Here is a 23,475-nt window from a genome sequence, read left to right on the forward strand (position 1 = left end):
TCACTCGGGGGCTAAATGGATGGTCATTACAATTGACAAGATCGGTAAAATCGGTAGAATCAGAACCGTCTCAGGTAGTAATTCCTCAACGTTTTCACTCTCTTTCCACATGACTGGAGAGCGATGTGATGAAAGTGTGGACGGATTTCACTTCATGTAATGAGGCTGTTTCTTTAGCGTGGCAAGCCGCTGAACGCCGCGATTTCTCTCTGGCCAACAAACAGTTTCAGGATCTCCTGCAGAGTGATTCTTCTGTTTATCTGATGCTCGAGTACGCTCAATTTCTTTTCGATTGCGTCTCGCAAAAAAATGCTACTGATTTTCTATTGGAGTCAGCTGACACGTTTCTTGGATCTTTGGACTTTAGAAATTGTTGTCTGATCTATAACCGTCTGGCAGCCTTTTACCGAGAGTCTGAAAACGCCCATCTTGCCAGGCAGTATCAGCAGTTGGCGATCTCGAACAACTTGAAATCCGTCACGGAGCAGGATTGCTTCCATATTGATCAGACCACTCTTTTCGGGCGTGCTCATGATCACTTTTTGGACGGCGAATTGAACGAGGCAATCACCCTGCTCTTCTCGCTCAGGGAAGGGAATGATTTCATCGCAGCAAAGGCCAATCTCCTTCTAGCTGAACTCTATTGGCAAATTGACGACGTCGAAGCAGGACTCTTTGTGCTCGAAGAAGCGATTGGCTGGGCAACCGTCAACGAAGACTCCGTTTTGTCGCTCGCAGCATACGAATTAAAAAGCAAGTTGTCCGCTCAAAACGAAGACGATCATTCGGCGAAGGAATCGCTCGATGCGGCACTTCGAATCGCTCGCAGTTCCGGACGCTGTCGTCGACAGTTGAAACGATTAGAACAGAAGCAAAAAAGACTCAACTCGCAAATTACGCTTCGCGCGTTCCAGGCTGAATGGAATTAAAGCATTGCCAGATTCTTCAGGCCTATCAAGCACAAGTCCGCTCAACGAAACCTTGCAGCTTCACTATGTTGATCTCTTACTGCAATGTTAATTTTGTATAGCAGTTGGAAAAAGATTTTGGTACTACGCTCAACCCGATAGCGAGTTTTTCGTTATGCCTTATGTCGAACAGCCTGTGAATTCACGAAAGTGGTCTTCACGGGCTTGAGAAACTAGGCAGCGGCTCGAGGGTTTCTGAGCAGGCGAAACTCTTCGTCTTCGATGATGTTTTGCATGCAGTGCCCGCGTTGAGTTGCCTTGAGTCGACGTTTTAGCGACCGCCGCATCGCTGAGTGATACCCGACAGTTGTCGTAAAGAGTGTGATGAGATCGAGAAACTTTCGATCTTTGGCCAATGTCTGTTCGTACACGTAGACGTGAGCGTTGTAACCCAACCCGATGAGAGCTCCGTCGATTTCGCCGATCGGTTGATTGCTCGCTTCGATGACAAAGTCTGCACCGATGGAGATCCATTTTCTTTTAATTTTCAGGTACCACATTTTCTCAAGTCGTTCATCGAAGTAGCTGAAACTGAAAATGGAGGGGATGCGAAAAGTGCGATTGTTCTCCTGCATGTACGTCATGTACTCGTAACCTTGCAGGTTGGTGACAAACGAAAGGATGGTTCTTTTGACGCCGAGTGAATTGTGCAACTCCCGAGTTACCATCTCCTCGACAGATCCGGTCCAGCGAATTTGCTCTCCCGTCGTTTTAAATATCTTCATCACAAGTCGACGGTTCTCGATGTCCTGTGGTCGCATTTTATTCACAGGGTCGCGTTCGAGTTGTCGTTCAAGATTCTTCTTTTGTGATTGACTGAGACGTCCGCTTCGTTTGATTTCTTTACGTAACTGAGTCTGACGGTCTGCTTGCAAGCGGTTCAGAATGGAAGATTGTTGTGCTGCGTCCGGGTTCCAGATATCGGTACGAATTCCGACCATGTGCGACTGATTCCATTCTCCGCTTTTCATGTTCTTTTCGGAGATGGTTCCGCAGACATCCATGTTTGCACCGAACCGCTGATCCTCTGCTTTTTTCAGTTTTTGCAGCAGGTCAATGTTCGTCGGATGCAGACCCATAAAGGCCCACATGTCGACGTATCGATGTGCGAAAGAACGTGACACTTTTGACTTTGGCCAAAACATGTTGAAGCTTCACCACTGCCAGAGAGAATGGACGAATTCCAAAGTTTCGGTGATATCCTGCGTTCGACTTCTTTCGCAATAGCGACCGGGTGCGAACGGGTGAATCTGTCACTTCACCGGCAAAGACTGCCCTCGTACTGCCCACATGCTGTGCAAGTCGTGATCGCGACAGGCAATTTTCGCCGCCCGGAGGGTTAATTATCAAGAATGTACCCTGAAAACAGCCGATTCTCGTTGAGGCTACTGCTCACTTTTTTCCCGTAACGATACGATCACTTGCCGAGGCTCAATTTGCTCGACGCTCAATTCACTCGGGATATTCTTCAAGTTTGACTCGCTCTCCCATTGAGGAAAGCGAGTCCCTTTTGCGATAGGTTTCACTTCCAGTGAGACAACTGCCGAGGCAGGTTTCAAAAGGTTGAAGGCCGGCTCTGGGCCGGAGAGTGTTAGCTCGGCAAAAGTCGGTTTCGGTTCCGCAATCTCCCAACCTTCGGGGACATTTCGGTATTCGATGGGGATCACAAAAGTGCGCTGGATCGTGTCGGTGTTGTAGGCAAATGTGAACCATAGCATCGTTGCGGTGGCGATTGACACAAGCAGCGTCACCCCGTGGTAGCGTGGGCGTCTCTTCCCGCCAGCGAAATGTCCATCTTTAAGAGATGCTCTTAATCGGTCAGCCAGTTGCGTTGGGTCAACGACTTGCATCTCACCATCTTTAGCAATCGTAATCGTTCCGCGTTCCTCGGAGACTGCCACTACCATTGCGTCACAGCATTCTGCAAGTCCTAAGGCTGCTGCATGTCGGGTGCCGCTGCCCTGCAGTTTCTCGACTTGCCTGGAAAGTGGAAGATGGACTCCAAGCGTCGCGATTCGTTCACGTTCAATCAGAACGGCACCGTCATGACCGGGAGATTTTGGGTGGAAGATGCTCAGCAAAAGTGGCAGACTGATTTTCGCGTCCACATCGACTCCGCCCTGAATGTGACGTCCCAGTGGGTCACGCATTGGGATGACGACCAAGGCTCCAATCCGCTGACGAGCCATGAAGATCATCGCTTCGGTTAAAGTTCCTGTCAGATTCTCTGAGGGACCGCTGACCGAAGAACGTAAGAAAAACTGCGAGGCAGCCAGTTTTTCGAAACCGTACCGAATGTCACTTTGAAAGATCACCACAAATGTGATCAGAATTGCGATGGAACCGTACTGGTACGCCAATGTCGTAAGGTAAAGGTCAAACCATTGAGCCAGTCCGAAGAGGACAACCAACCCGACAGCCACAATTCCCAATGACCGTGAGGCTTTTTGCCGCAACCAGATGATGACGACATACAACAGCATGGAAACGATTGCGACATCGAGCAAGTCCGCGAATCGCACGCGTTCAAACAGTTCACGAACATATTGTGGCATCGAGTCTAACATTTAATAGAACTGGTCCTGAAACTCGAAATTGCTCTCTCAAACGTTGAGAAAAGCGACGATTCCAGAGGTTTTCGAACTGGTTCAAAAGTACTGACGCACTTTCTGTGCCCAGGAAGAACGGCTCTCTGGTAAATGCTGAACTTCACAGGGCAGGCTTCGAACACCAATTCGAAACCCATTCGACAACAGTGAATCGCTTTCAAATTGTGGCCCAGTAACAATCGTCCCGGAAAGCAACCGTGCCAGAAAGCAACCGTGCCAGAAAACAATCGTGCCAGAAAACAATCGTGCCAGAAAACAATCGTCCCGGAAATCAACCGTGATTGTAATAAGGTTCTCCCGGTGACCAATCGGATCGCACGAATAAAATATAGCCGCTTCTCGTCAGAAACGAGCCTGATCTTCTTCTGGAACTCGACTGAGACATGTGTAAACCCTTGCAGAGAAATTGCAGGGAAAGTGCAAAAACATCACATGGTCGTCATTTGAACGCGCTGGTCGTCCACGGACCAGCAATGCATGGTCTCGCCTTTTCGAAAGTGTGATGAAACAAGTCTCCACGTGGAACTTCTCTAAATGAATCGTGCTGTCGGACTTGGTTTTTAACTCAGTAAAACTACATCCTCTGCGAAAACCGAGAGTGAAAGTTATCAGGATAAGAGCATCTGGCATGACGGTTGCAAAATGAATCAGGAACATCGAGTTGACGAACAGATTCGATTATTCATTTGGTAAAAACAGGAGGCTTCTATGCCAAACGCGATATCTCATGAAACATCCACCAGTAAGGATCTTGTACGACGAGTTTGTCGCGCAATCACCGAACTTGGCTACCCAGAACATTCATCTGTGAAGTGCGAGTCCGATGGTTCCACAGTGACGCTCAATGGCAAACTTTCATCTTTCTACCTGCTGCAAATCGCGCAGGCCATCGCCATGGAAGTGCCCGGCGTTCGAACGGTGGTCAACAAAATTGAAGTCTGTGGGAAATCGCGTAAATCTCGATGGTATTGAAGAAAATCGAACTATCTGTGTCTGGAATTGTGTTCAGTAGCTTAGGTGAGATTACTCATAACAAGGAGACGAAAGATGAATTGGGATCAAATTCAAGGAAAGTGGAAACAAGTCAAAGGACAGGCCCAACAGAAGTGGGGCAAGCTGTCGGAGGACGACCTCGACGTCATCGATGGGAAGCGTGAGGAACTCGTCGGCAAAGTCCAAGAGCAATACGGAGTTGCTAAAGAAGAGGCAGAGAAGCAGGTCTCCGAGTTCGAAAGTTCCTGCAGCTGCTGAGTCCATCAAACTTTTTCCGGGCGAGCGTTCAACGCTCGCCCGGTCGCGTTTACGCTTTCAACTATTCAGGAAGGAGAAACAAATGTCAGTTCAGGATCCTTGTATTGAAGCCTGTCAAAAATGTGCAGTTGCATGTGAGAATTGCTTGAGCGAGATGCTCGATGAGCAGAGTGATAACGATTGTCCTCGCTGCTGTCGTGAGTGCATCGACCTTTGTTTGCTGTGTGCGCAAGCAGTCGCGAGAAACAGTCGATTCAGCGAAGAGATCTGCAGACTGTGCGCCGATGCCTGTGAGTGGTGTGCTGAGCAGTGTGGAGCTCATGATCATGATCACTGCCAGAAATGCGCAGAAGCGTGCCGCGCCTGCGTCAAAAGTTGTCGAAGCATGGCTCAAGCCTCTTAGGCATTGTCTTGTTCATGGAAATCACTCTTAGAACTTCATCGTTGGCTTACCACGAGACCGGACATGAAGCTGCGATTGGCTTTTGTCCGCAGTGAATCGCGGCTTATGTCGTTGCTTTTGAGTTTCCCTGCTTGAACGAACTCGAACGAATTAAAACCAAAACTGGAGCAGATCATGTTTGTCCTGGAAACCGTTTTGACAGACGGAATTGCACAACTCTCGTATTTCGTCGGCGACACAGAAACCGGTCGAGCTGCAGTGATCGATCCTCGCACCGACGTTGAAATCTATGAGGAGCTTGCTCGCAAACATGGCGTTTCAATTACTCACATTTTTGAGACCCATATTCATGCCGACTTCGTCTCGGGGAGTCTTTCACTCTCTGCCAGACTGGGCACCGCCGAGATCTGGTTAAGTGGTGAAAATGCAGGTTACCAATTCCCCGGAAATGTCATCAGCGACGGTGAGACGTTTGATTTCGGAGGTTTTCTTCTGGTCGCGCGCCACACACCCGGTCACACGCCAGAGCATCTTTCATTTGAAATTTGTGAAGCAAAGAATCCTGATCGACCTTTTGCAATTTTCACTGGTGATTCGCTCTTTGTTGGTTCAGCGGGGCGTCCAGATTTGCTAGGCGGGGATCAGACAGAAGCTCTGAGTGAAGACCTTTATCGGACATTGTATGACTATTATCTTAAGCTGGACGACTTCGTCACGATCTATCCCGGACACGGGGCTGGTTCAGCTTGTGGTGCCGATATCGGCGATCGGCTTTGCAGCACGATTGGTTATGAGCGTCGCACAAATGCTTTCTTGAAGTTCCCGGACTTGCAGACATTTCAAGAATTCGTAATCAACGATGCTCCGCCTGTACCGTGGCACTATCCTGAGCTGAAGAAGGTGAACGCCTCCGGCCCCGAAGTGATGGATCGGCTGCCGACCATTCGCGCACTCCCCCCGGACAAGTTTCGCAAAGTCATGCGCGAAGCCGGCGTGGTCATTCTTGACACACGCTCAATGTTGGCGTTCGGAGGAGGTCATGTCTCAGGAGCTATCAACATTGGCGATCGACCGGAGATGTCGGCATGGGTTGGGCAACTGTTCGATTTGGATCAACGGTTGTTACTGATTGTCGATGATGACAAAGAGGTCGAGCAGGTTCAGCGTCTTATTGTCAGGACCGGCCACTCACGGTTTGCTGGTTATCTGGCAGGTGGGATGAAGGCCTGGGAAGTCGCCGGCTTACCAATGGAGTCAACACGGCAAGTCACTGTCGAGGAGCTTCGTGAAATGCAGATAAGTGAGGGTGATTTTACACTCTTGGATGTCCGTTCACCGGCTGAGTGGGAATCAGGACGCATTCCTGGAGCTCAGCATCAGTTTATTGCCGACATGCGTGACCGAATCAGTGGGTTGGACAAGGCGGGGCGATACATCACCTATTGCGCGAGCGGATACCGAGCCAGTATTGCATCAAGTTTGATGCAATCTCGTGGATTCTCGGATGTCTCCAATGTTCCGGGTAGCTGGGGTGCTTGGAAGGCAGTTGGGTATGACATCGAAAAACCGGAGGAGGCGACAGTATGAATATGATTCTTTCAAGGCTTTCAGTGTTGGGGGAGGCAGACCCTCTGCAATATCCCGGACCGGCCTGGTCACCGTACGTCGTCGGCGCTCTGATCGGTGTTTTGTCGATGTTCACATTCTATATCTCGAACAAACCGCTGGGGGCATCGACGGCCTACGCCCGGATATCGGGAATGCTCGGAGACCTCTTTACCCCTAAACATACTCGGTCGCTGAAGTATTTTCAGGACAACCCACCTCGTCCTGGATGGGAGTTGATGCTTGTCTTCGGGGTGATCATCGGATCGTTCTTTGCAGCATGGAGTGGAGGCGAGTTCACAGGTCAGCTGCTACCGGCAATGTGGGTAGAGCGTTTCGGTGCAGACAGCAATTTGCTGCGGATCAGTGTTGCACTTGCGGGCGGTATGCTGATGGCATTTGGTGCTCGGATGGCAGGCGGATGCACAAGTGGTCATGGCATCAGCGGGACGTTGCAGCTGGGGATCGGTTCGTGGATCGCAGCGATCTGCTTCTTTGTTGGCGGCATCATCACAGCCATGTTGATGTTCGGCCTGTAAGAATCACTAGAGTAGTTTGCTCCACCGTGAGCCCGTGAAGAACGTATTTCTCTAGTAAAAATGCTATTCGCCACGAGACAGAACTGTTAAGGCAAATCATAAAGATTCAGTCATCCCATGAACCAAAACTGTGGAGTATCGACAATGGCCACGACGCTCGAAAAAACGCAACTCGACGAAGCACCCAAAAAAGAATCAGAAGAATCGGAAAGCAGAAATCCCGCTCCGACCAAGTCGCTCGTTCAGGGGCTTCTCTTTGGAGTGGTCTTCGGATTCCTGTTGCAAAAAGGTGGAGTCGCGAAGTTCCATGTTTTAATTGGTCAACTCCTGCTCGAAGATTTTACTGTCGTGAAGGTGATGCTCTCGGCAGTTGTTGTTGGGACATTAGGGGTTCATTTAATGCATCATCTGAAGCTTGTTGAGCTACATGTTAAACCAACACGAATCGCATCGAATGTCATCGGAGGTTTGCTCTTCGGAGCTGGCTTCGCGTTGTCAGCTTACTGTCCCGGAACCGGTGCAGCTGCATTGGGGCAAGGTAATTTCGATGCACTTGCGATGGTTGCTGGCATGATCGCCGGTTCGTTCATGTTTGCAGAAGCCTCGAGCTGGATCAGTCGAAACATCGATCCGATGGGAGATCAAGGCAAGCTGACTTTACATGACATTCTGCCGTTCAATCGGGCTGTCGTCGTCATCGGCAGCGCAGCGATCCTGGCTGTTGTATTGGCCATTCTCGAAGTGACCACGGTCCGTTAGAGCATTTCCAATGCTTCTCTTCTCCGCGAAGTACGTTTTCACAAGTTCATACGCTGATGCCACGCGACAGTACTGTTAAGACGAGTTTTAGAACTGATCCTGAAACCTGAACTTGTGCTCTTAAACACTGAGAAAAGTCATCATTCCACAAGTTTCCGGACTGGTTCCAGATTTGCTCTAGGTGGACATAGACATTGAGCGATTCTCTCAACAGTTGAAGAGGAAGATTTCTGACAGCGAGCTGGAAGAGGCACGCTTTCGCCGGAGATGTTTTCAAGAAGCCACTTGACCACCCGGTCAATGAAGCTGCTTCTCTTGAGCAACAGATGCCGCGTCTGGATGGCGACCAGACTGCAATTCGTTTCTCGGAAAGTCGATCGACTCAGCTCAGGTTGTCGAAGCTGTTTCACGACTCACCCCGTCAACGGACTCTCCCGTCCTTGGTAAGACCGACTCTGACTGGCTTGGTTTCATCTACAAAGGTTCGTCTGCCTGATAAAGCGAGTCGACGTCACGATGGTTGCTCAGCGACCACGCTGATTGCGGGGCGACCGTAAATCGTTATAGCACGGCGAGACGTTGCTGGCTGAGAATTCCTGGCGGGGATTTGAAGCGGGGCAGATACGTTTTCATATGTTTCAAATGGTACGAACATTCAGAAGGTCGATAAAGGAGTTGGTATGCGCTTTGCATTTCTGTATTGACGAGTGAGCTGAAGAGCTTGAACAAGCACTGAAGTAGATTGAGCTTCGCTAAATAGGATCCATCACCAAGGCGTTTTTCAATCTCTTCTCTCACTCTGTTTTACACTTTGCTCATTTGTTTTTTTGCCATACATCAAAGAGGATAAAAATGCCTTACGTTCCCCCTCTGGAAATTGAAGAAGCCCCGGAAGATTCGAAACCATTGCTCAAAGCAATCAAGGAGAAATTTGGGAAGTCACTAAACTTATTCAGCACATTAGCTCATCAGCCGGATGTTCTCGGCGGTGTCACCCAGATCAATGACGGCATTCAAAATGACTTGCCAGATCTTTATCGGGAACTGGCATATTATAAGGTCTCACGGGTTAATTCATGCGACTACTGCTCACATTACCATCGCCAGGCTGCTAAGAAAGCGGGGCTGTCGGAGGAGCAGCTCGATTCAATGGACGTTAACTCCAAGCTGTTCGATGATAAAGAGCGTGTCATTTTGAGTTATGCTGAAGAACTTACGAAGACGAAGAAAGTCGATCCTCAGGTGATGGCGAACTTGAAGAACTTTCTTGACGAACAGCAAATCGTCACGCTGGCTGCAACGGTCGCGTTTGCGAATTTCACAAATCGAGTCAACCACGGATTGGACATTGAATTGCCATGAATTCATCTCATTTTGACGTCATTGTACTCGGGACGGGACCGGCTGGCTCAACGATTGCACGCAAGGCCGCGAAGTCTGGACACAACACTGCGATTATCGAATCGCGAGAATTCGGTGGAACGTGTGCCCTGCGCGGCTGCAATCCTAAGAAGGTCTATGTGAATGCTGCGTCCATCGTTGATCAGGTTCAGAGAGCGGATGGAAAACTGATTAACGACTGTGGAGTTGCAATCGACTGGGCGCAGTTACTGGCATTCAAAAAAACATTCACTGAGCCTGTCGCAGAAAAGAGCGAAAGGTCGTTTCATGATGACGGGATCGCGACATTTCAGGGCATTCCGGCATTCACAAGTCAGAATGAAATTACGGTCAACGAGCTGAGACTCAGGGCCAAAAAAATCGTCATCGCAACCGGGGCAAAACCGGCACCACTCGACATCCCAGGTGAAGAATGGGTCATTCAAAGTGACCAGTTTATGGAGTTAAAGAGTCTTCCAGATCGTGTCTTGTTTGTCGGTGGTGGATATGTTTCGATGGAGTTTGCACATGTCGTTGCTCGTTGCGGCAAGTCAGTGACAGTTGTCGATCATCACGAACGAGTTCTTAACAGCTTCGATCCTGACTTAGTCAAACTGCTTCAGGGATATTCCGAAAAGTGCGGAATTCGCTTTCGATTTGGAAGTCGGGTCGTCGCCGTTGAAATTGCAGCGGAAGATTCTCTGAAGGTCGTTCTGGAGGGAGGGGACACCATTGACTGTGATCTGGTTGTCCACGGAGCTGGGCGGGTTCCAAGTATTTCCGATCTTCAACTTGAAGCCGGTAACGTCAAATATGAAGCAAATGGAATCGTTGTCGACGATTCTATGCGGAGCGTTTCAAACCCGGATGTCTATGCCGCCGGAGACTGTGCAGCGAGCGGACAGCCGAAACTGACCCCCACCGCAAACGAGGAAGCCCGTATCATTGCGAAGAATTTATTCGCAGACAATCCTGAGCTCCAACCAAGTTACGGTCAGATCCCCCAGGTTGTATTCACAATTCCCTCAATTGCAGCAGTCGGAATGTCTGAGCAGCAGGCTCGAGAGATGAGCCCAGATATCGACGTCCGATTTAATGAGACGTCGAGATGGGGCAGTAACCGTAAGACCGGCGATACGGTTGCGGGCTTCAAAGTGATTCTCGACAAGCAATCCAACAAAATTCTAGGGGCCCACCTTCTCGGTCCTGATGCAGATGAAATGATCAACCTGTTTGCACTCGCGCAGCGTTTCAACCTGAGTGCCAAAGATTTGAAATCGGCACTCTTCGCCTTTCCCACCAGCTCTGCCGATTTGCGGCAAATGGTTTGACCGAACTGTCAGAGACAAATTTGCTCTCGCAAAATTCTGAATAAGAGTTCGGAGCTGAACAGAGTCACAACGCTTTCTGTGTCTCTGTTCACTTTCATGACGATTGCCTTCATGACGATTACCTGCCCAAAATACACAGGCGTTGCTCAGCTTTGAAAATCGTTCACGGTTCGAAAATCTGAAATGAAGAGTCAAGTCAAAGCCCCTTTTCATTTACTGCTATTGCCTTTCTGATGCCCCTCCCCCCCTGCTCTCCTCTTCCTCCCCCTGCTCTTCAATGCTCTCGCTGCTTGAGGTCCCCGTTTTACTGCCTCTCGCAAGGATTGCGATGAGTCTTCTACTGCCGAATTTCATGAACATCACAGCATCACCTTGCAGAGTCGGATGTCCTGTTTCTAAAGTGAACGGCTTGATCTGGAAAACAAGGACGTTAGAAGCAGTCTCAAGACCTATGGAATTGCGATCTTTCTCTGTATCAGAGAAGTGAACAGCAAGATTTGAGACCAGTTCTAAAACGTTCAGAGCTTGTCGAGGAGTTGTTATGAGAGTTTGCTGTCACAGCATCTCTATTGTGGTTTTTGTTTCTCTCTGTGTCATTCAGTCTTCGTCGCATGTTCACGCCGAGCCTGCGAAGCATTTCATCGCAGCCTTTGACCGGTTTGGGAAGCATGACGAAATTGATGAAGCCCTCACCCGCGAATTATTAATCACGGAGTTGAGTTGTACTGCATGTCATCAATCGGATGAGGAAGCCCTTGTTGCTAAAGGAGGGCCGAATCTTGAGGGAGCCGGGACCCGTCTTTCAGCGGAATGGCTGCACGACTATCTCATTAACCCGCAAGGAGTGAAGCCGGGGACAACGATGCCGGACGTCCTGCATGGGCTCTCCGATGCTGAGAAAGAAAAGGTCGCAGTTGCACTCACTGCATTTTTATCTACGCAGCAAAGTCCTTTCCCGCAACTCAAAGCCACAGGGCTGATCCCGGTCACTCATGAATTCTGGCTGAAAGGATCTGTTGAAGAAGGTGGCAAGCTTTATCATTCCGTCGGATGCGTCGCCTGTCATGCACCCGATTCCGATTTCGAAACAGCTGGAAGCACTTCTTCGGCGCTTGACAGGTTGATCGAACAACTTGACCCAGAGGAATTAAAAGAACTGGGCTTGAGTGGAGCAGCGCGGACTGTCAATTCGATTCCACATGGCGATTTAAACAAGAAGTACACTCTTCTTTCACTCTCCCATTTTCTCCATAACCCAGACCGTGACCGTCCATCGGGCCGCATGCCAAATCTCAAGCTGCTTCCCTCTGAAGCAGCTGATATTGCGGCCTATTTGCTACGCAGCCAAAAAAAATCTGCAGCAAGCATTGTTCCATCCCAGGATGCGCAACTCATCGCAGAAGGGAAAAAGTATTTTATGGAACTTCGTTGTGTGAACTGCCACAACATCAAGGGAATCGAATCGAATCCCGCGAAGACGCCACTTGCGAATCTGAATTTGAAGTCTGAACAATCCTGTTTTACGAACTCGACTATGAAACAACCGGCGTATGTTTTAAGCGAAGAACAGATAACAAAACTTGTTGCGGATTCTGACAAGAGTGAATCGCAGGCGACTGCCAGCCACCACGATCTACGAATGTTGCAGTTAAATTGCTTCGCCTGTCACGAACGGGATACGCTTGGCGGCGTGGGCCGGAAGCGTCAACAATATTTTGAAACGGTCGGTCATGTTGATATCGGTGACGAAGGTCGTTTGCCGCCCTCCCTCACACATGTTGGCAAGAAGTTGACTCCGTCGTGGTTTGCGAGGGTTCTGGATGGAAAAGGCGATATCCGTCCCCACATGACAATTCGGATGCCGATTTTCTCAAAAGCTTTGACACGACAGCTTCCCAAGCAAATTGCCATTGCGGACGAGGTGAATGCAGCGAGTGAAAAGGAAGTCTTTGGCGACCTTGCAAATCTGGCTCAGCCTGGCCGGCAACTTCTCAATACCGGATGCATCCAGTGTCATCCGCTGCGAGGGGAAAGTTTGGCGAGTGTCGTCGGGACAGATTTGAACGGTGTTCACAATCGTGTTCGACCTGCCTGGTTCAAAGAATTCCTGCGGAATCCGATCGACCTGAAGCAACGGACGCGCATGCCGACCTTCTTTCCGAATGGAGTCAGTTCGAATCCGGATATTCTCGCCGGAGATGTCGATCAACAAATCGCAGCGATTTGGGCGTACTTGAAAGAGAATGGAAAGCATCCACTCCCGGAGAAAATTCTGGAAGCTCGTTCAAAGAGTTTTGAACTCGTTCCAACCGACAAGCCAATCGTGCTGCGAACCTTTATGGGCAAAGCAGGAATGCACGCAATCGCAGTTGGCTTTCCTGAGAAAATTCACTTTGCCTTTGATGCAGAAACGTGTCAATTGGTCGAAGCCTGGAAAGGTCGTTTCCTTGATGCTCACGGAACCTGGTTCGACCGATTCACCCCCTTGGCTGAACCACTCGGGACAAATCGGATTGACTTTCACAATTCTCTCTCATACGGCAACTCCAAACCTGGCGGCGGAAGCACTGATGTGCTTCAGCATTTTGGAAAACTGATAAAAAAAGATTTTGTTGGGTATCAACTCGATCAGGCCGGGATTCCAACCTTCCGTTACAAGATGGGGGGATACTTAATCGAAGAACGTATCGTTCCTGCCAAGAGTGGAGAACTGCATCGTCAGTTTGTGATCAAAAGCTCAGCCGAGGAAACAACGGTCGAAACTTCAAAGGTCGTATTCCTGTTCAAGCTCCTGACTGGGAAGAAGATTGAAAAGGTCGATGACAAGACATTCGTCAACGAGAGCGGACTAACGGTGAAGTTACCCGCCAACTCTCCTTTGACACCTTACGTGATGCACACTCCTGAGAGGCCGCTTGAAAATTTTTGCCTCTCCACAATCCACTCTCAACCTGAACGAATTGAATTTGAGGTCGTTTACAAATGGTGAAACTGACACGAACACTGACCCTGTTTTTCGTTTTCACCTCGTTGTTGATGTCATCACATTCGCAAGCTGGTGAAGAAGAATACTACCCACTGATTTCAATTGTGACATCGGCTGCGAAAACGGATTCGCGCTCGAAGAACTGGAAACCGGCTCCAGACGATCTCGTTCTTGAAGTGAGTGGGATCGCGGCACTTGAGGATGGTCGAATAGCGGTCGCCATTCGTAAGGGGGAAATCTGGATTCTGGATGGAGTTTATGAAAACCCGCCAAAGAATGTGACGTATCAAAAATTTGCAACAGCTCTTCATGAACCACTCGGGTTGATCTGGAATGATGGAGCATTCTATACGACACAACGTTCTGAATTGACGCGAATTAAAGACAACGATGGCGACGGAGTCGCGGACGAATACACAACCGTTGCCAAAGGTTGGGGCGTGACCGGGCATTATCACGAGTATGCTTTCGGTCCTAAGCTCGACTGCGACGGGAACATGTGGGTCACTCTGAACATCGGTCTTGGATTGAAAGGAGATCTTCTCAAACGAACAATTCAGGATCCCAAGCTTGGATATCGACAGGCATTGTGGCGCGGCTGGGGAATGAAGATTACTCCGAAAGGTGAGCTGATTCCGGTTTGTGCCGGGATGCGTTCTCCGAGCGGAATAGGGAGTAATGCCGAAGGAGACATGTTCTACACCGATCAGCAGGGAAACTGGGTTGCCACGAATACATTACACCACATGCGCGAGGGGGCCTTCTTCCATCACGTCGAAGCCCTCGCTTCGATGAGCCAACCGGGTTCGACAATACACGATGTCGAGAACATTCCGAACGGAGTTCCATTTCCGCAAGCAATCGAAAAGTTCCCACAACTCGTTCCACCGGCAATCTGGTTTCCGTACAAGAAAGTTGGTCAATCGGGAACGGATATTATGCTCGATAAAAGCGAAGGAAAATTCGGCCCATTCGCCGGACAGTTCTTCGTCGGCGAGTTTACACAAGCTGCGATAAATCGTGTCTTCTTAGAGAAAGTTGACGGCGAGTATCAGGGAGCTTGCTTCCCGTTTCGACATGGATTCGCGTCAGCGGTTCTGCGTCTCGAACAGGGAGAAGATGGCAGCGTCTTCGCCGGACTGACGAATCGCGGTTGGAGTAGTTTGGGGGCAGCTTCATACGGACTGCAACGACTTGTTTGGTCCGGAAAAACACCATTCGAAATCAAAGAAATGCACGCTACGAAGAATGGGTTCGATCTGATATTCACGGAACCTGTCGATCCTGAGACCGCGACGAATCCAGAGTCTTATACGCTCAGCAACTACACATATTTGTATCACTCGACATATGGAAGCGATGAAATTCAGACTCAACGCAACTCAATTTCAAAAATCACCGTGTCGGATGATGGGCTCAAAGTCGCATTGAAAGTCGAGGGAAGGCGAGAACTTTATGTGCATGAATTGGAAGCAAAGGGAATTCGCAGCCGCGACAACGAACCATTGCTTCACCCTCAAGCGTATTACACACTGAATCGCATCCCCGATTAAAAAGTTTTTCGAATTTTCAAACTTCGGCGTGAAGAGGCACGTCGCTTTTCGGTTCTCGCAGAATAAAGAGAGAAGGAAACGAAGGGTTACAGGAATTCACAAAGACGCACCATGATCACCCAGTCTTTGGCTGCTCAAGTCGGTGTGTTAATAATTTGGATGTATTCGAGGTATTTGAAACTGAACAGCACCGACGCAGGTATGATCTCATAAGTCGCTGTTCAAACAGAGCAATTTCAGGTTTCAGGCTCAATTCTGGATAAAGTGGAAAATATTCAACGATTTGAAACGAATATTTCGTAGTCATTCGAAGCTTCTCTGCTCAACTTCAATTCCTCACGTTGAAAGAATCGATCTGATGCGCCGTATTTTCTATTCACTTCTCGTCGTCTCCTCAATTGGCGTTTCTCAACTTTTCGCCGATGCAGAGCTTGTCCACGCCCCTGAGTATCGAAAAGGTCAGGTTGTAAAGACGGAGATCGAAACCAATATTGAACAAACATTGATCATCGCAGGAATGAACGTCGAAACCGGCGCCGAGAACTTTCTCACAACTGAAGAGACCGTGAAGGAAGTTGACTCAGACAAAGCCGTTCTCGGTGGAAGATTTAGTGCAGTACTGATGGAGTTGAAGTTGCCCGGTGGTCAAAGCATTTCGTTCGACTCTGGGAATCCAAATGTTGAGATCCCCCCTGCCCCATTTGGAGACGTTGTCAAGTTCCTCAAACTGATGGCAAGTTCAACATGGACCACCGAGCTAGACGGAAATCGCCAGGTGACCGGTCTGAAATATCATGACGACTTTCTGAGTAAGGTTCCAGAAGGGTTCAAGGACCAAGTCTCTCAAGAGCAGCGGATCATTGATTCTAAAACAACAATCAATCGGCTCCCGGGCAAAACCGTCAAGGTCGGAGAGAAGTGGGAACGTAACGAAGAGGCGAACTTGGGCAACGGTCAGACATTCTACTCCGTTCGTGAATACACTTACGTGGGGACTGAAGAGCATAACGGCAAGAAAATGGAGAAGATCAAAGCTGTCACAAAGTCCATTCAATATGACATCACGGGGGGGGGTGCATTACCGGTGGAGTTGAAGGATAGCGACTTAAAGGTCGAATCATCCAAAGGTGTTTTGTGGTATGATCCAGAGCTCAAGCAAGTGGTTGAGTCGTCAGATGTGACTCATGTTGTCGGTGAATTGACCTTCCTCACTTCCGGCATGGAGCTCCCAGCTAAACTCGATTTGACGATGAAGATAAAGTCGAAAAACATCAAGTAATGAAAGTCCTCCCCGGTCCCGGGGGACGAGAGGATCTGTCCAATCGAAACAATTCGAGTCACGTGAGATGTTACTCCCCTCACTTTGTCAACGCTAACTGGGTGAACCTCACTCTTCCACCAGAAGATTGACAATAGATCTCGAAAGCGACGACATGTGACCCACAGACGTTCTTCAATCGTCGGCACTTTCAATCTCGGGAATTTATCGGATAGATGGAGTTTGAAGGATCAAATTAGGATAATCGCTCGTTTTTGCTTATCATACTTCTACGATGATAAAGTCCTCGCAGGACCACTGTCCTGCGAGGACTTATAACGTTCGCTGAGTAGAATCGCTCTTTCGATATTTTTTCGAATTTATAATTGAAGCTGTAAGTATGTTGAAAGCATTTAAGGAACTCGACTTCACGATCTCCCTCAAGGAGTTCTGCGTTTTTGCAACGAGAACAATTTCTTCATGGGCGCGGGAATTGCGAAACTGCTTCAGGGTCTTCACTCCATCTCATTTCGCGATTTCACTCTGTGGTGTCATTCTGTTTTCATCCGTGGCTCAAGCTGCCGATGAGACGAAACGGGTTCTTTCGCCGTATCAGTTTGAACTCCCCTCGACTCAAGGGAAGCTTGTCGAAATTTTTAGAGAATCCGGCACAACGTTGACGGTTGTCTGCTTTCTGGGAACGGAGTGTCCTCTTGCGAAACTTTACGGTCCAAGGTTGCAGCAACTTTCGGAGACGTATGCTTCGCAAAATGTCGAGTTCATTGGGGTGAACAGTAACCTGCACGATTCAATGGAAGAGTGTCGCAGCTATGCGAAATCTCACGGGGTCACGTTCCCCATGCTCAAGGATGTGGGCAACAAGGTTGCCGACGCATATGAAGTGACACGCACGCCAGAAGTCGTCGTCGTCGACAGTAAATTTGAAATTCGATACCGAGGCCGTATCGACGATCAGTATCAACCGGGAATGAGCAGAGCCAAGCCTGCCCGTCAAGATCTCAAAGAGGCGCTCGACGAATTGATCGCAGGAAAGCCGGTCTCGCGCGCTTTGACGGAACCGGTCGGATGTCTGATTGGACGCGTTCCACCAACTGAAACGACGACGTCACTCACTTATGCGAAAGAGATTTCACGCGTCCTTCAAAAGCATTGTGTGGAGTGTCACCAAGCAGGCGAAATTGGCCCGTTTGCATTGACGGAATATGACGAAGTCGTTGGTTGGGGAGAGATGCTTGTCGAAGTTGTTGACCAAAAACGAATGCCACCTTGGCACGCTAGCCCATCTCACGGAGACTTCGCAAATGCCCGGTGGATGTCTGAAGAAGACAAAGAGTCACTTCGAAATTGGGTCGCAGGGGGCATGCCGTTCGGAAAGAAAGAAGATCTTCCACCCCCGTTGAAACCGCAAACTGTCTGGCAGCTTGGGAGTCAGCCTGATCTCGTCCTCAACATGAGTCCCAAGCCGTTTCAGGTTCCCTCTGAGGGGATTGTTGAGTATCAATATTTTGTCGTCGATCCTGAATTCAAAGAAGACAAGTGGGTCACAGGGGCACAAGTGATTCCAGGAAATCGATCTGTTGTCCATCACGCGATCGTTTTTATCCGCCCGCCTGATGGCAGCGACTTTCAGGGCATCGGCTGGCTTTCCGGATACGTGCCCGGACAGAAGCCGCTCACCATGCAATCAGGGTACGCTCGTTTAATCCCAGCTGGTTCGAAGCTCGTCTTTCAAATGCACTACACTCCCACCGGAGTACCACAAGCTGACACAACCCAGATTGGTCTGCTGTTTGGTGATGAACAGGAGATCACACACGAGGTCTTTACGCTGGTCGGAATCAATCAGGATTTTGAAATTCCTCCAAATGACCCAAATTTCAAAGTGCATGGAAAGATCAAACAGCTCCCGAGTCACGGCGAACTGCTTGCGATGACGCCACACATGCACCTCCGTGGTAAGTCGTTTCAGACATCGCTGACGAGTCAGGGAGAAAAAGAAATCTTACTCGATGTCCCCCACTACGATTTTAACTGGCAGCACTTTTACGAGCTTCAAAATCCAGTTTCGCTAGAGGAAATTGACTCGCTGAATTTTACAGCGACCTTTGACAACTCAAGTAAGAATCCAGTCAATCCAGCACCGCATGAATACGTGAGTTGGGGCGATCAGACATGGGAAGAAATGGCTGTGGTGTTTTATGCAGTTGCACAACCCCGAAAATTTGTCTCCACAACGTCCAAAACTTACGATACGGATTCCAGCCAAGCAAAAACAAAAAACGATGTTGAAGCCGATCGGATTGTTGCACAGTTTTTCGAACGATTCGACAAAAACAAAGATGGGAAAATCTACCGTGAAGAGCTTCCAATCTCCATGAACTCTTTTGGATTCAACAGATTGAACCGAGACGGGAATCAATATCTCAGCAAGGATGAAATTTACAGACTCGCCATCCAGCAATTGAAGAGACGCAAAAAGTAGACGCCCAGTATCTTTCGTTTTTCGAACAATTTCCTTAGCAATAGTTCCTTAGCAATAGAATTTTCCCTTGTCTCGACCTTTCAATCGCGTCTTTGGATGGACGCTGGATCACCGCTGGCTCACTTTACTTCTACTCAGCTTGATGAGTGGAATTGCATTCCTGGGCTATTACTCACCCAGTACGATTCGAAGTTTATTCGAATCTGCTCCAGAGCAAGTCTCAAAATCTGAATCAGAACGACCGAAGGAAATCGAGCAATCGCCCGATGTCGAAGCGATTGAACTCGCCAAAGCGGAAGTCGTTCTGGTGATCGACTCAGAAGATTTTTTTACGAAAGAATCTTCCCAAGGCTTGCGCAAAGTTGTCGAGGCAATCGAGTCGCTGGACTATATCGACGATGTTTTGTGGATGGACTCCGCTCCGCCGTTGAACCTCTTCGGGTTGCGCGAACCGATTCTTCCGAAACCGTCAGCTTCCGAGAGACAGTTCGACCTAGCCAAAGAGCGGGCCCTCAACCATCCACTCATTGGCGGGCAGTTTCTCTCCGAGGATGGCAAGACCACTCTGTTGATGCTGTCGATCAATTGGTTGTTCGTTGAACGTGATGAAGATGTGATGGACGGCTTGAAAGCCGTCTCGCAGAACGCTGTAGAAGATTTACCTGGTGTCGATTTTTCATTTTTGGTGACGGGTCGCGTTCCGATGTATCTCACATTCTACAAGGCGAACCAAACAAATCGTATCAAATATCAGGCGATTGGTTATACGATGGTTTTGCTGATGGCGATCATCCTGTTTCGCGGAATCCGTGCCGTTCTGATCGTCTCGATCGCCCCGATCTTGGGAGTCTTCTGGTCCTTGGGGGTGATTCGCTTTTTTGACTTTGCCAACAACCCATTTAACGACGTCGTCCTGCCGGTCATGCTGAGCCTCGTGGGGCTGACCGATGGCGTTCACTTAATGGTTGAAATCCGTCGACAACGTGCAGCTGGGCTTTCAGAAAAAGAGGCCGCTCGGGCTGGGATTCACAAAGTCGGACTCGCCTGCGCTCTCACTTCCCTCACAACTGCGATCGGCTTTGGCTCTCTCTCACTGGCCCATCATGAAATTGTGCGTGAATTTGGTTGGAGCTGTGTTATGGGAGTCATTCTGACTTTCTTCGCAGTCATAACGTCGATCCCTTTGGCCTGTTCAACATGGTTAGGGGGCAAGATTCATCACGGCCACGAGAAGGGAATCATCGACAGAAATCTGCATCACATCAGCGGGGTCATCGATTTCGTATTACGCTGGCCCAAAGTGATCGGTACGATTGGAATCTTGTTAACGATCCTCCTCGCGTCGATATCACTGACGCTCAGCCCCGACGAAAAACAAATCACGTCTCTCCCCACAGGATCGGAAGCCTCTCGTGCATTGCTTCACATGGACAAAGCTTTCGGAGGCCTTGAGCAAGGTCGAATCGATATCAACTGGAGTGAAAAGGTCAATTCCAAATCCCCGGCCGTTTTGGAAGTTGTCGGGAAGGTGACCGAGGTTCTGGAAAATGAAGACCTCATTGGAACACCGGTCTCCATCAGCAAACTCGTCGATGCACTCCCCGGTGAAGGTGAAGTTGCAGACCGCGTCTCACTCATCGAACTCCTCCCACCCCCGCTCAAGCGTGCATTTTTCACTCCCGAGCAACGCCACGCGACTGTTCAATTCCGGGTTCAGGACTTAGGCATCGCACGATACAGCCCAGTTTTTGAACGTGTCAAAGTCCAACTTGCTCAGCTGAAGGCCGAATACCCGGAGTTTGTTTTTAAGATGTCCGGGTCAGCTGTCTGGAGATGGGAAAATTTGTATCAAATCGTTGTTGATCTCGCGACCAGTTTGGGAAGTGCTTCAATCATCATTCTGATTGTCCTTGGAATCTCCTATCGATCGCTCAGGCTTGGTCTGATTTCAATTGTCCCCAATATGTTCCCATTAGCTGTCACAGGAGCCGCTCTTGCCTTGACTGGGCATACCCTTGAAGTTGTGAGTGTTTGTGCATTTACAGTTTGCTTGGGAATTGCAGTCGATGACACAATTCACTTTCTGACCCGATACCTCGAAGAAGGCCGCACGGCGAGGACGTCTCATGATGCAATTCGAAAAGCGTTCATCGGGACCGGGACCGCTTTGATCATGACCACGTTGGTGCTCGACGTCGGTTTTGCAACAGTCCTGTTCAGCGACATGCGGGATCAGCAAATTTTCGGAGCCATGGCCGGCATAACCATCACCGCAGCCCTTTTCGGTGACCTTGTCTTCCTCCCTGCTCTCCTGTCAATGTTTGGCGTCGCACCAAAGCGAGATCAAAACTCATCTGCATCTGACAAAACGATCTAATCTGTATTCGTCGATGATTCGGAGGAAATCAAAACTGCCTGACACATCTACACAGATGCAGGCTTTATTCTGTTTTTCTGCCATCATTGAGACGTCAGATGAGCAAACACTAATGCGACCAGCTCTCCACACTCACATTCGAGCGGCAATCTCTGCGAGAAACTGAAATTTCTTGGAATCTCCCCCAAACTTTGATTGACGAGACGAACCTCACATCCCTATCCTGCGTCCAGACAAACTCGGGGCGTAGCTCAGCTTGGCTAGAGCGCCTGCTTTGGGAGCAGGAGGTCGCACGTTCAAATCGTGTCGCCCCGACTATCTTTCAGACAAAGCCCATCGTCGTTTTCGGCGGTGGGCTTTTTGCTTGGTCTCACGGCGTTTCTCGCTCATCTCGCTTGGTTCAAACGATGTCCTTTTCTCTGAGGGTTGCCGAAGCGACTTTGCTGCAAGTCATTGGCAGTCATTAGCTTCGCATCGTTCAAACCGGCCTTGTCTGATGAAATAGCACTTGCGATTTGCTAAGATAAGTTATCGCATTGCTCCGATTCCTTCAGGAAGATTGAATCATGAATCTGGCTGACCGATCAAAACTTGCCGCCGCAGGTGGTATTGGAGGTCTTTTGTCTTCATTTCTGATATCGAAATCGGGGTTGCAGCCGTCCATCAGCACACCGCTCGCCGTAGTGCTTACAGCACTATGCGTTTTCATCGTAGCCAGCCTTCCGGCTCGTAACGGCGACGAGAAAAAACACTGATCTCTCGACCGGAATATTACTCACGCCGCCATTACCAACCGAACGACATCGCCATCCCACTCAGCGACGGAGGCGACAAAAAGTTTAACTGCGCCTCTGAACTCTCGACTTGATGGAAACCCAGAAACGACGATAGTTTCAAGGTTTTCTCATTTCTGTCCTTTTTGAAGTTTTCCACGCATATCCCCAATCTCGTCCCTAAAATGAGGACAACAGGGGAAAACTATGCAAAAGCCATTCTTCAAAAAGTCTCATGGTCCTTGGTATGTTTACCATTAAGGATGATCGAAAACCGATTGTGATTCGGGATCTACGACTTGAACCGAGACGTCAGTTCGCCTCTTCGCAAATAGGCTCTATGAGATGAGTACAGCCGTCAAACGACACAAGGTTGATGTCGGTTATTGCACCTGGCAGTTAGATGATCACCGCAAGGCGCTTGTCGAGGATGTTGCAGATGCCTGTGCTGATCCTAATAATCTCTCGATCCTCGCATCCAACGCAATGGCGCTGGCAAGCTATGCGAGCGTCGCCGATCCGTGTGCTGTTGATATCAATTCAAGCCTTCGGATCGCAGGTCAGGCTTTGGCCGCTCACTTTAAAGTGGCAGTGCATTCGTCATTGCCCGTCGAATGTGAATTGGCTGGGAAGAATACACGTTTTGAAGGTGTTGTCGACGAGTCGAAAGTGGAAGCGACAAAATGGCTGAACGCTTACTGGCTCAGTCTGATATTTGCTGACACTGTTGCGATTGAGCAGCTATGTCAAGTGCCGATGTCAATGTTGCGAAATTCGACGACGAAACATCCTGAACATCGGTATCTCTTGATCGAATCGCTCATTTCATTCTGGCACGAATATGATGAAACGGGATCACTTCTGTTACAGGCGATGCGAGCGACAGACCCCGAACAGGGTGATGTCAAAAAGTCTTGGGTACTTCACATCGATGTCCCTCTCATTCACGCGGTGACCCACGCAGTTTCGGAAGACGGCCGATTTAGCAACACGCTGAAGGAAGGGGTCAAGAAACACAAGAAGTACTGGTCCGCCACTACATCACGCAAAGACGATTGGGAAGGCTTTCTGTCGATCGGCTTATCGGGGGCCGCCAAATTGGCTTTCGAAAGCGGTTTGAATGTCGGAATCGTCAGTGATTACTTGATCAACGACAAGTCTTCTTAGCACCTCAAGTGAG

At 49.2% G+C, this 23,475-nt stretch carries 17 protein-coding genes and 1 tRNA gene; 16 read left to right on the forward strand and 2 right to left on the reverse strand.

The features are described 5' to 3' along the window. Positions 1–128 precede the first annotated feature (128 nt). Positions 129–929 (forward strand): tetratricopeptide repeat protein, encoded by an 801-nt coding sequence (locus tag Mal48_RS07390; RefSeq protein WP_145197562.1) that lies wholly within the window; start codon positions 129–131, stop codon positions 927–929. Positions 930–1,141: 212 nt separating this feature from the next. Here Mal48_RS07390 and Mal48_RS07395 read toward each other — a convergent pair whose 3' ends face one another. Further along, complete coding sequence (locus Mal48_RS07395) at positions 1,142–2,092, reverse strand: hypothetical protein (protein WP_145197564.1); 951 nt, start codon at positions 2,090–2,092, stop codon at positions 1,142–1,144. Positions 2,093–2,353: 261 nt separating this feature from the next. Continuing rightward, positions 2,354–3,523, reverse strand: a complete 1,170-nt coding sequence (locus Mal48_RS07400) for a diadenylate cyclase (RefSeq protein WP_197442143.1) — start codon at positions 3,521–3,523, stop codon at positions 2,354–2,356. 762 nt (positions 3,524–4,285) lie between these two features. On the opposite strand from Mal48_RS07400, the gene Mal48_RS07405 reads away from it, so the two are divergent. From Mal48_RS07405 to Mal48_RS07475, 15 genes are all read left to right on the forward strand, one after another. After that, positions 4,286–4,549, forward strand: a complete 264-nt coding sequence (locus Mal48_RS07405; RefSeq protein WP_145197568.1) for a BON domain-containing protein — start codon at positions 4,286–4,288, stop codon at positions 4,547–4,549. A gap of 75 nt (positions 4,550–4,624) precedes the next feature. After that, positions 4,625–4,828: a CsbD family protein gene (locus Mal48_RS07410; protein WP_145197570.1), complete on the forward strand. Its 204-nt coding sequence runs from the start codon at positions 4,625–4,627 to the stop codon at positions 4,826–4,828. A 154-nt stretch (positions 4,829–4,982) separates the two neighbouring features. Then, positions 4,983–5,231 carry a four-helix bundle copper-binding protein gene (locus Mal48_RS07415; RefSeq protein WP_231740017.1) on the forward strand — a complete coding sequence of 83 codons (249 nt, stop codon included), beginning with the start codon at positions 4,983–4,985 and terminating at the stop codon, positions 5,229–5,231. A gap of 174 nt (positions 5,232–5,405) precedes the next feature. After that, the gene (locus Mal48_RS07420) at positions 5,406–6,818 is read left to right on the forward strand and encodes an MBL fold metallo-hydrolase (protein ID WP_145197574.1); all 1,413 of its coding nucleotides are present in this window, start codon (positions 5,406–5,408) and stop codon (positions 6,816–6,818) included. Then, on the forward strand, positions 6,815–7,375 hold the full coding sequence (locus Mal48_RS07425) for a YeeE/YedE thiosulfate transporter family protein (RefSeq protein WP_197442144.1): 561 nt from the start codon (positions 6,815–6,817) through the stop codon (positions 7,373–7,375). Before Mal48_RS07420 ends, Mal48_RS07425 begins: the two co-directional genes overlap by 4 nt. 144 nt (positions 7,376–7,519) lie before the next feature. Continuing rightward, positions 7,520–8,134: a YeeE/YedE family protein gene (locus Mal48_RS07430; RefSeq protein ID WP_145197576.1), complete on the forward strand. Its 615-nt coding sequence runs from the start codon at positions 7,520–7,522 to the stop codon at positions 8,132–8,134. A gap of 852 nt (positions 8,135–8,986) precedes the next feature. After that, entirely contained in the window at positions 8,987–9,496 is a 510-nt protein-coding gene (locus Mal48_RS07435; RefSeq protein WP_145197578.1) for a carboxymuconolactone decarboxylase family protein, read from the forward strand. Further along, a complete protein-coding gene (locus tag Mal48_RS07440; RefSeq protein WP_145197580.1) occupies positions 9,493–10,845 on the forward strand; it encodes a dihydrolipoyl dehydrogenase family protein in 1,353 nt (450 codons plus the stop codon). The genes Mal48_RS07435 and Mal48_RS07440 overlap by 4 nt, the downstream gene beginning before the upstream one ends. Before the next feature lie 571 nt (positions 10,846–11,416). After that, positions 11,417–13,834 carry a c-type cytochrome gene (locus Mal48_RS07445; RefSeq protein ID WP_197442145.1) on the forward strand — a complete coding sequence of 806 codons (2,418 nt, stop codon included), beginning with the start codon at positions 11,417–11,419 and terminating at the stop codon, positions 13,832–13,834. Further along, positions 13,828–15,384 (forward strand): DUF7133 domain-containing protein, encoded by a 1,557-nt coding sequence (locus Mal48_RS07450; RefSeq protein WP_145197584.1) that lies wholly within the window; start codon positions 13,828–13,830, stop codon positions 15,382–15,384. The genes Mal48_RS07445 and Mal48_RS07450 overlap by 7 nt, the downstream gene beginning before the upstream one ends. A 358-nt stretch (positions 15,385–15,742) precedes the next feature. Beyond that, the gene (locus Mal48_RS07455) at positions 15,743–16,663 is read left to right on the forward strand and encodes a hypothetical protein (protein ID WP_145197586.1); all 921 of its coding nucleotides are present in this window, start codon (positions 15,743–15,745) and stop codon (positions 16,661–16,663) included. 379 nt (positions 16,664–17,042) lie between these two features. Continuing rightward, a complete protein-coding gene (locus Mal48_RS07460; RefSeq protein WP_145197588.1) occupies positions 17,043–19,145 on the forward strand; it encodes a redoxin domain-containing protein in 2,103 nt (700 codons plus the stop codon). A gap of 67 nt (positions 19,146–19,212) precedes the next feature. Beyond that, positions 19,213–21,522, forward strand: coding sequence for an efflux RND transporter permease subunit (locus tag Mal48_RS07465; protein WP_231739948.1), 2,310 nt, complete (start codon positions 19,213–19,215; stop codon positions 21,520–21,522). A gap of 240 nt (positions 21,523–21,762) precedes the next feature. Further along, positions 21,763–21,837 (forward strand) — tRNA-Pro (locus Mal48_RS07470). 803 nt (positions 21,838–22,640) lie between these two features. Continuing rightward, positions 22,641–23,462 (forward strand): immunity 49 family protein, encoded by an 822-nt coding sequence (locus Mal48_RS07475; RefSeq protein WP_145197590.1) that lies wholly within the window; start codon positions 22,641–22,643, stop codon positions 23,460–23,462. Positions 23,463–23,475 lie beyond the last annotated feature (13 nt).

This window comes from Thalassoglobus polymorphus (assembly GCF_007744255.1).
In the GTDB taxonomy this organism is placed as follows: Bacteria; Planctomycetota; Planctomycetia; order Planctomycetales; family Planctomycetaceae; genus Thalassoglobus; species Thalassoglobus polymorphus.

What these genes read in the sequence shown, in the direction of transcription:
- Mal48_RS07460 (WP_145197588.1), top strand. Translation starts at nt 17,043, where the DNA reads ATGTTGAAAGCATTTAAGGAACTCGACTTCACGATCTCCCTCAAGGAG.
- Mal48_RS07475 (WP_145197590.1), top strand. Translation starts at nt 22,641, where the DNA reads ATGAGTACAGCCGTCAAACGACACAAGGTTGATGTCGGTTATTGCACC.
- Mal48_RS07405 (WP_145197568.1), top strand. Translation starts at nt 4,286, where the DNA reads ATGCCAAACGCGATATCTCATGAAACATCCACCAGTAAGGATCTTGTA.
- Mal48_RS07440 (WP_145197580.1), top strand. Translation starts at nt 9,493, where the DNA reads ATGAATTCATCTCATTTTGACGTCATTGTACTCGGGACGGGACCGGCT.
- Mal48_RS07415 (WP_231740017.1), top strand. Translation starts at nt 4,983, where the DNA reads ATGCTCGATGAGCAGAGTGATAACGATTGTCCTCGCTGCTGTCGTGAG.
- Mal48_RS07450 (WP_145197584.1), top strand. Translation starts at nt 13,828, where the DNA reads ATGGTGAAACTGACACGAACACTGACCCTGTTTTTCGTTTTCACCTCG.
- Mal48_RS07420 (WP_145197574.1), top strand. Translation starts at nt 5,406, where the DNA reads ATGTTTGTCCTGGAAACCGTTTTGACAGACGGAATTGCACAACTCTCG.
- Mal48_RS07400 (WP_197442143.1), bottom strand. Translation starts at nt 3,523, where the DNA reads ATGCCACAATATGTTCGTGAACTGTTTGAACGCGTGCGATTCGCGGAC.
- Mal48_RS07455 (WP_145197586.1), top strand. Translation starts at nt 15,743, where the DNA reads ATGCGCCGTATTTTCTATTCACTTCTCGTCGTCTCCTCAATTGGCGTT.
- Mal48_RS07435 (WP_145197578.1), top strand. Translation starts at nt 8,987, where the DNA reads ATGCCTTACGTTCCCCCTCTGGAAATTGAAGAAGCCCCGGAAGATTCG.
- Mal48_RS07430 (WP_145197576.1), top strand. Translation starts at nt 7,520, where the DNA reads ATGGCCACGACGCTCGAAAAAACGCAACTCGACGAAGCACCCAAAAAA.
- Mal48_RS07425 (WP_197442144.1), top strand. Translation starts at nt 6,815, where the DNA reads ATGAATATGATTCTTTCAAGGCTTTCAGTGTTGGGGGAGGCAGACCCT.
- Mal48_RS07390 (WP_145197562.1), top strand. Translation starts at nt 129, where the DNA reads ATGAAAGTGTGGACGGATTTCACTTCATGTAATGAGGCTGTTTCTTTA.
- Mal48_RS07410 (WP_145197570.1), top strand. Translation starts at nt 4,625, where the DNA reads ATGAATTGGGATCAAATTCAAGGAAAGTGGAAACAAGTCAAAGGACAG.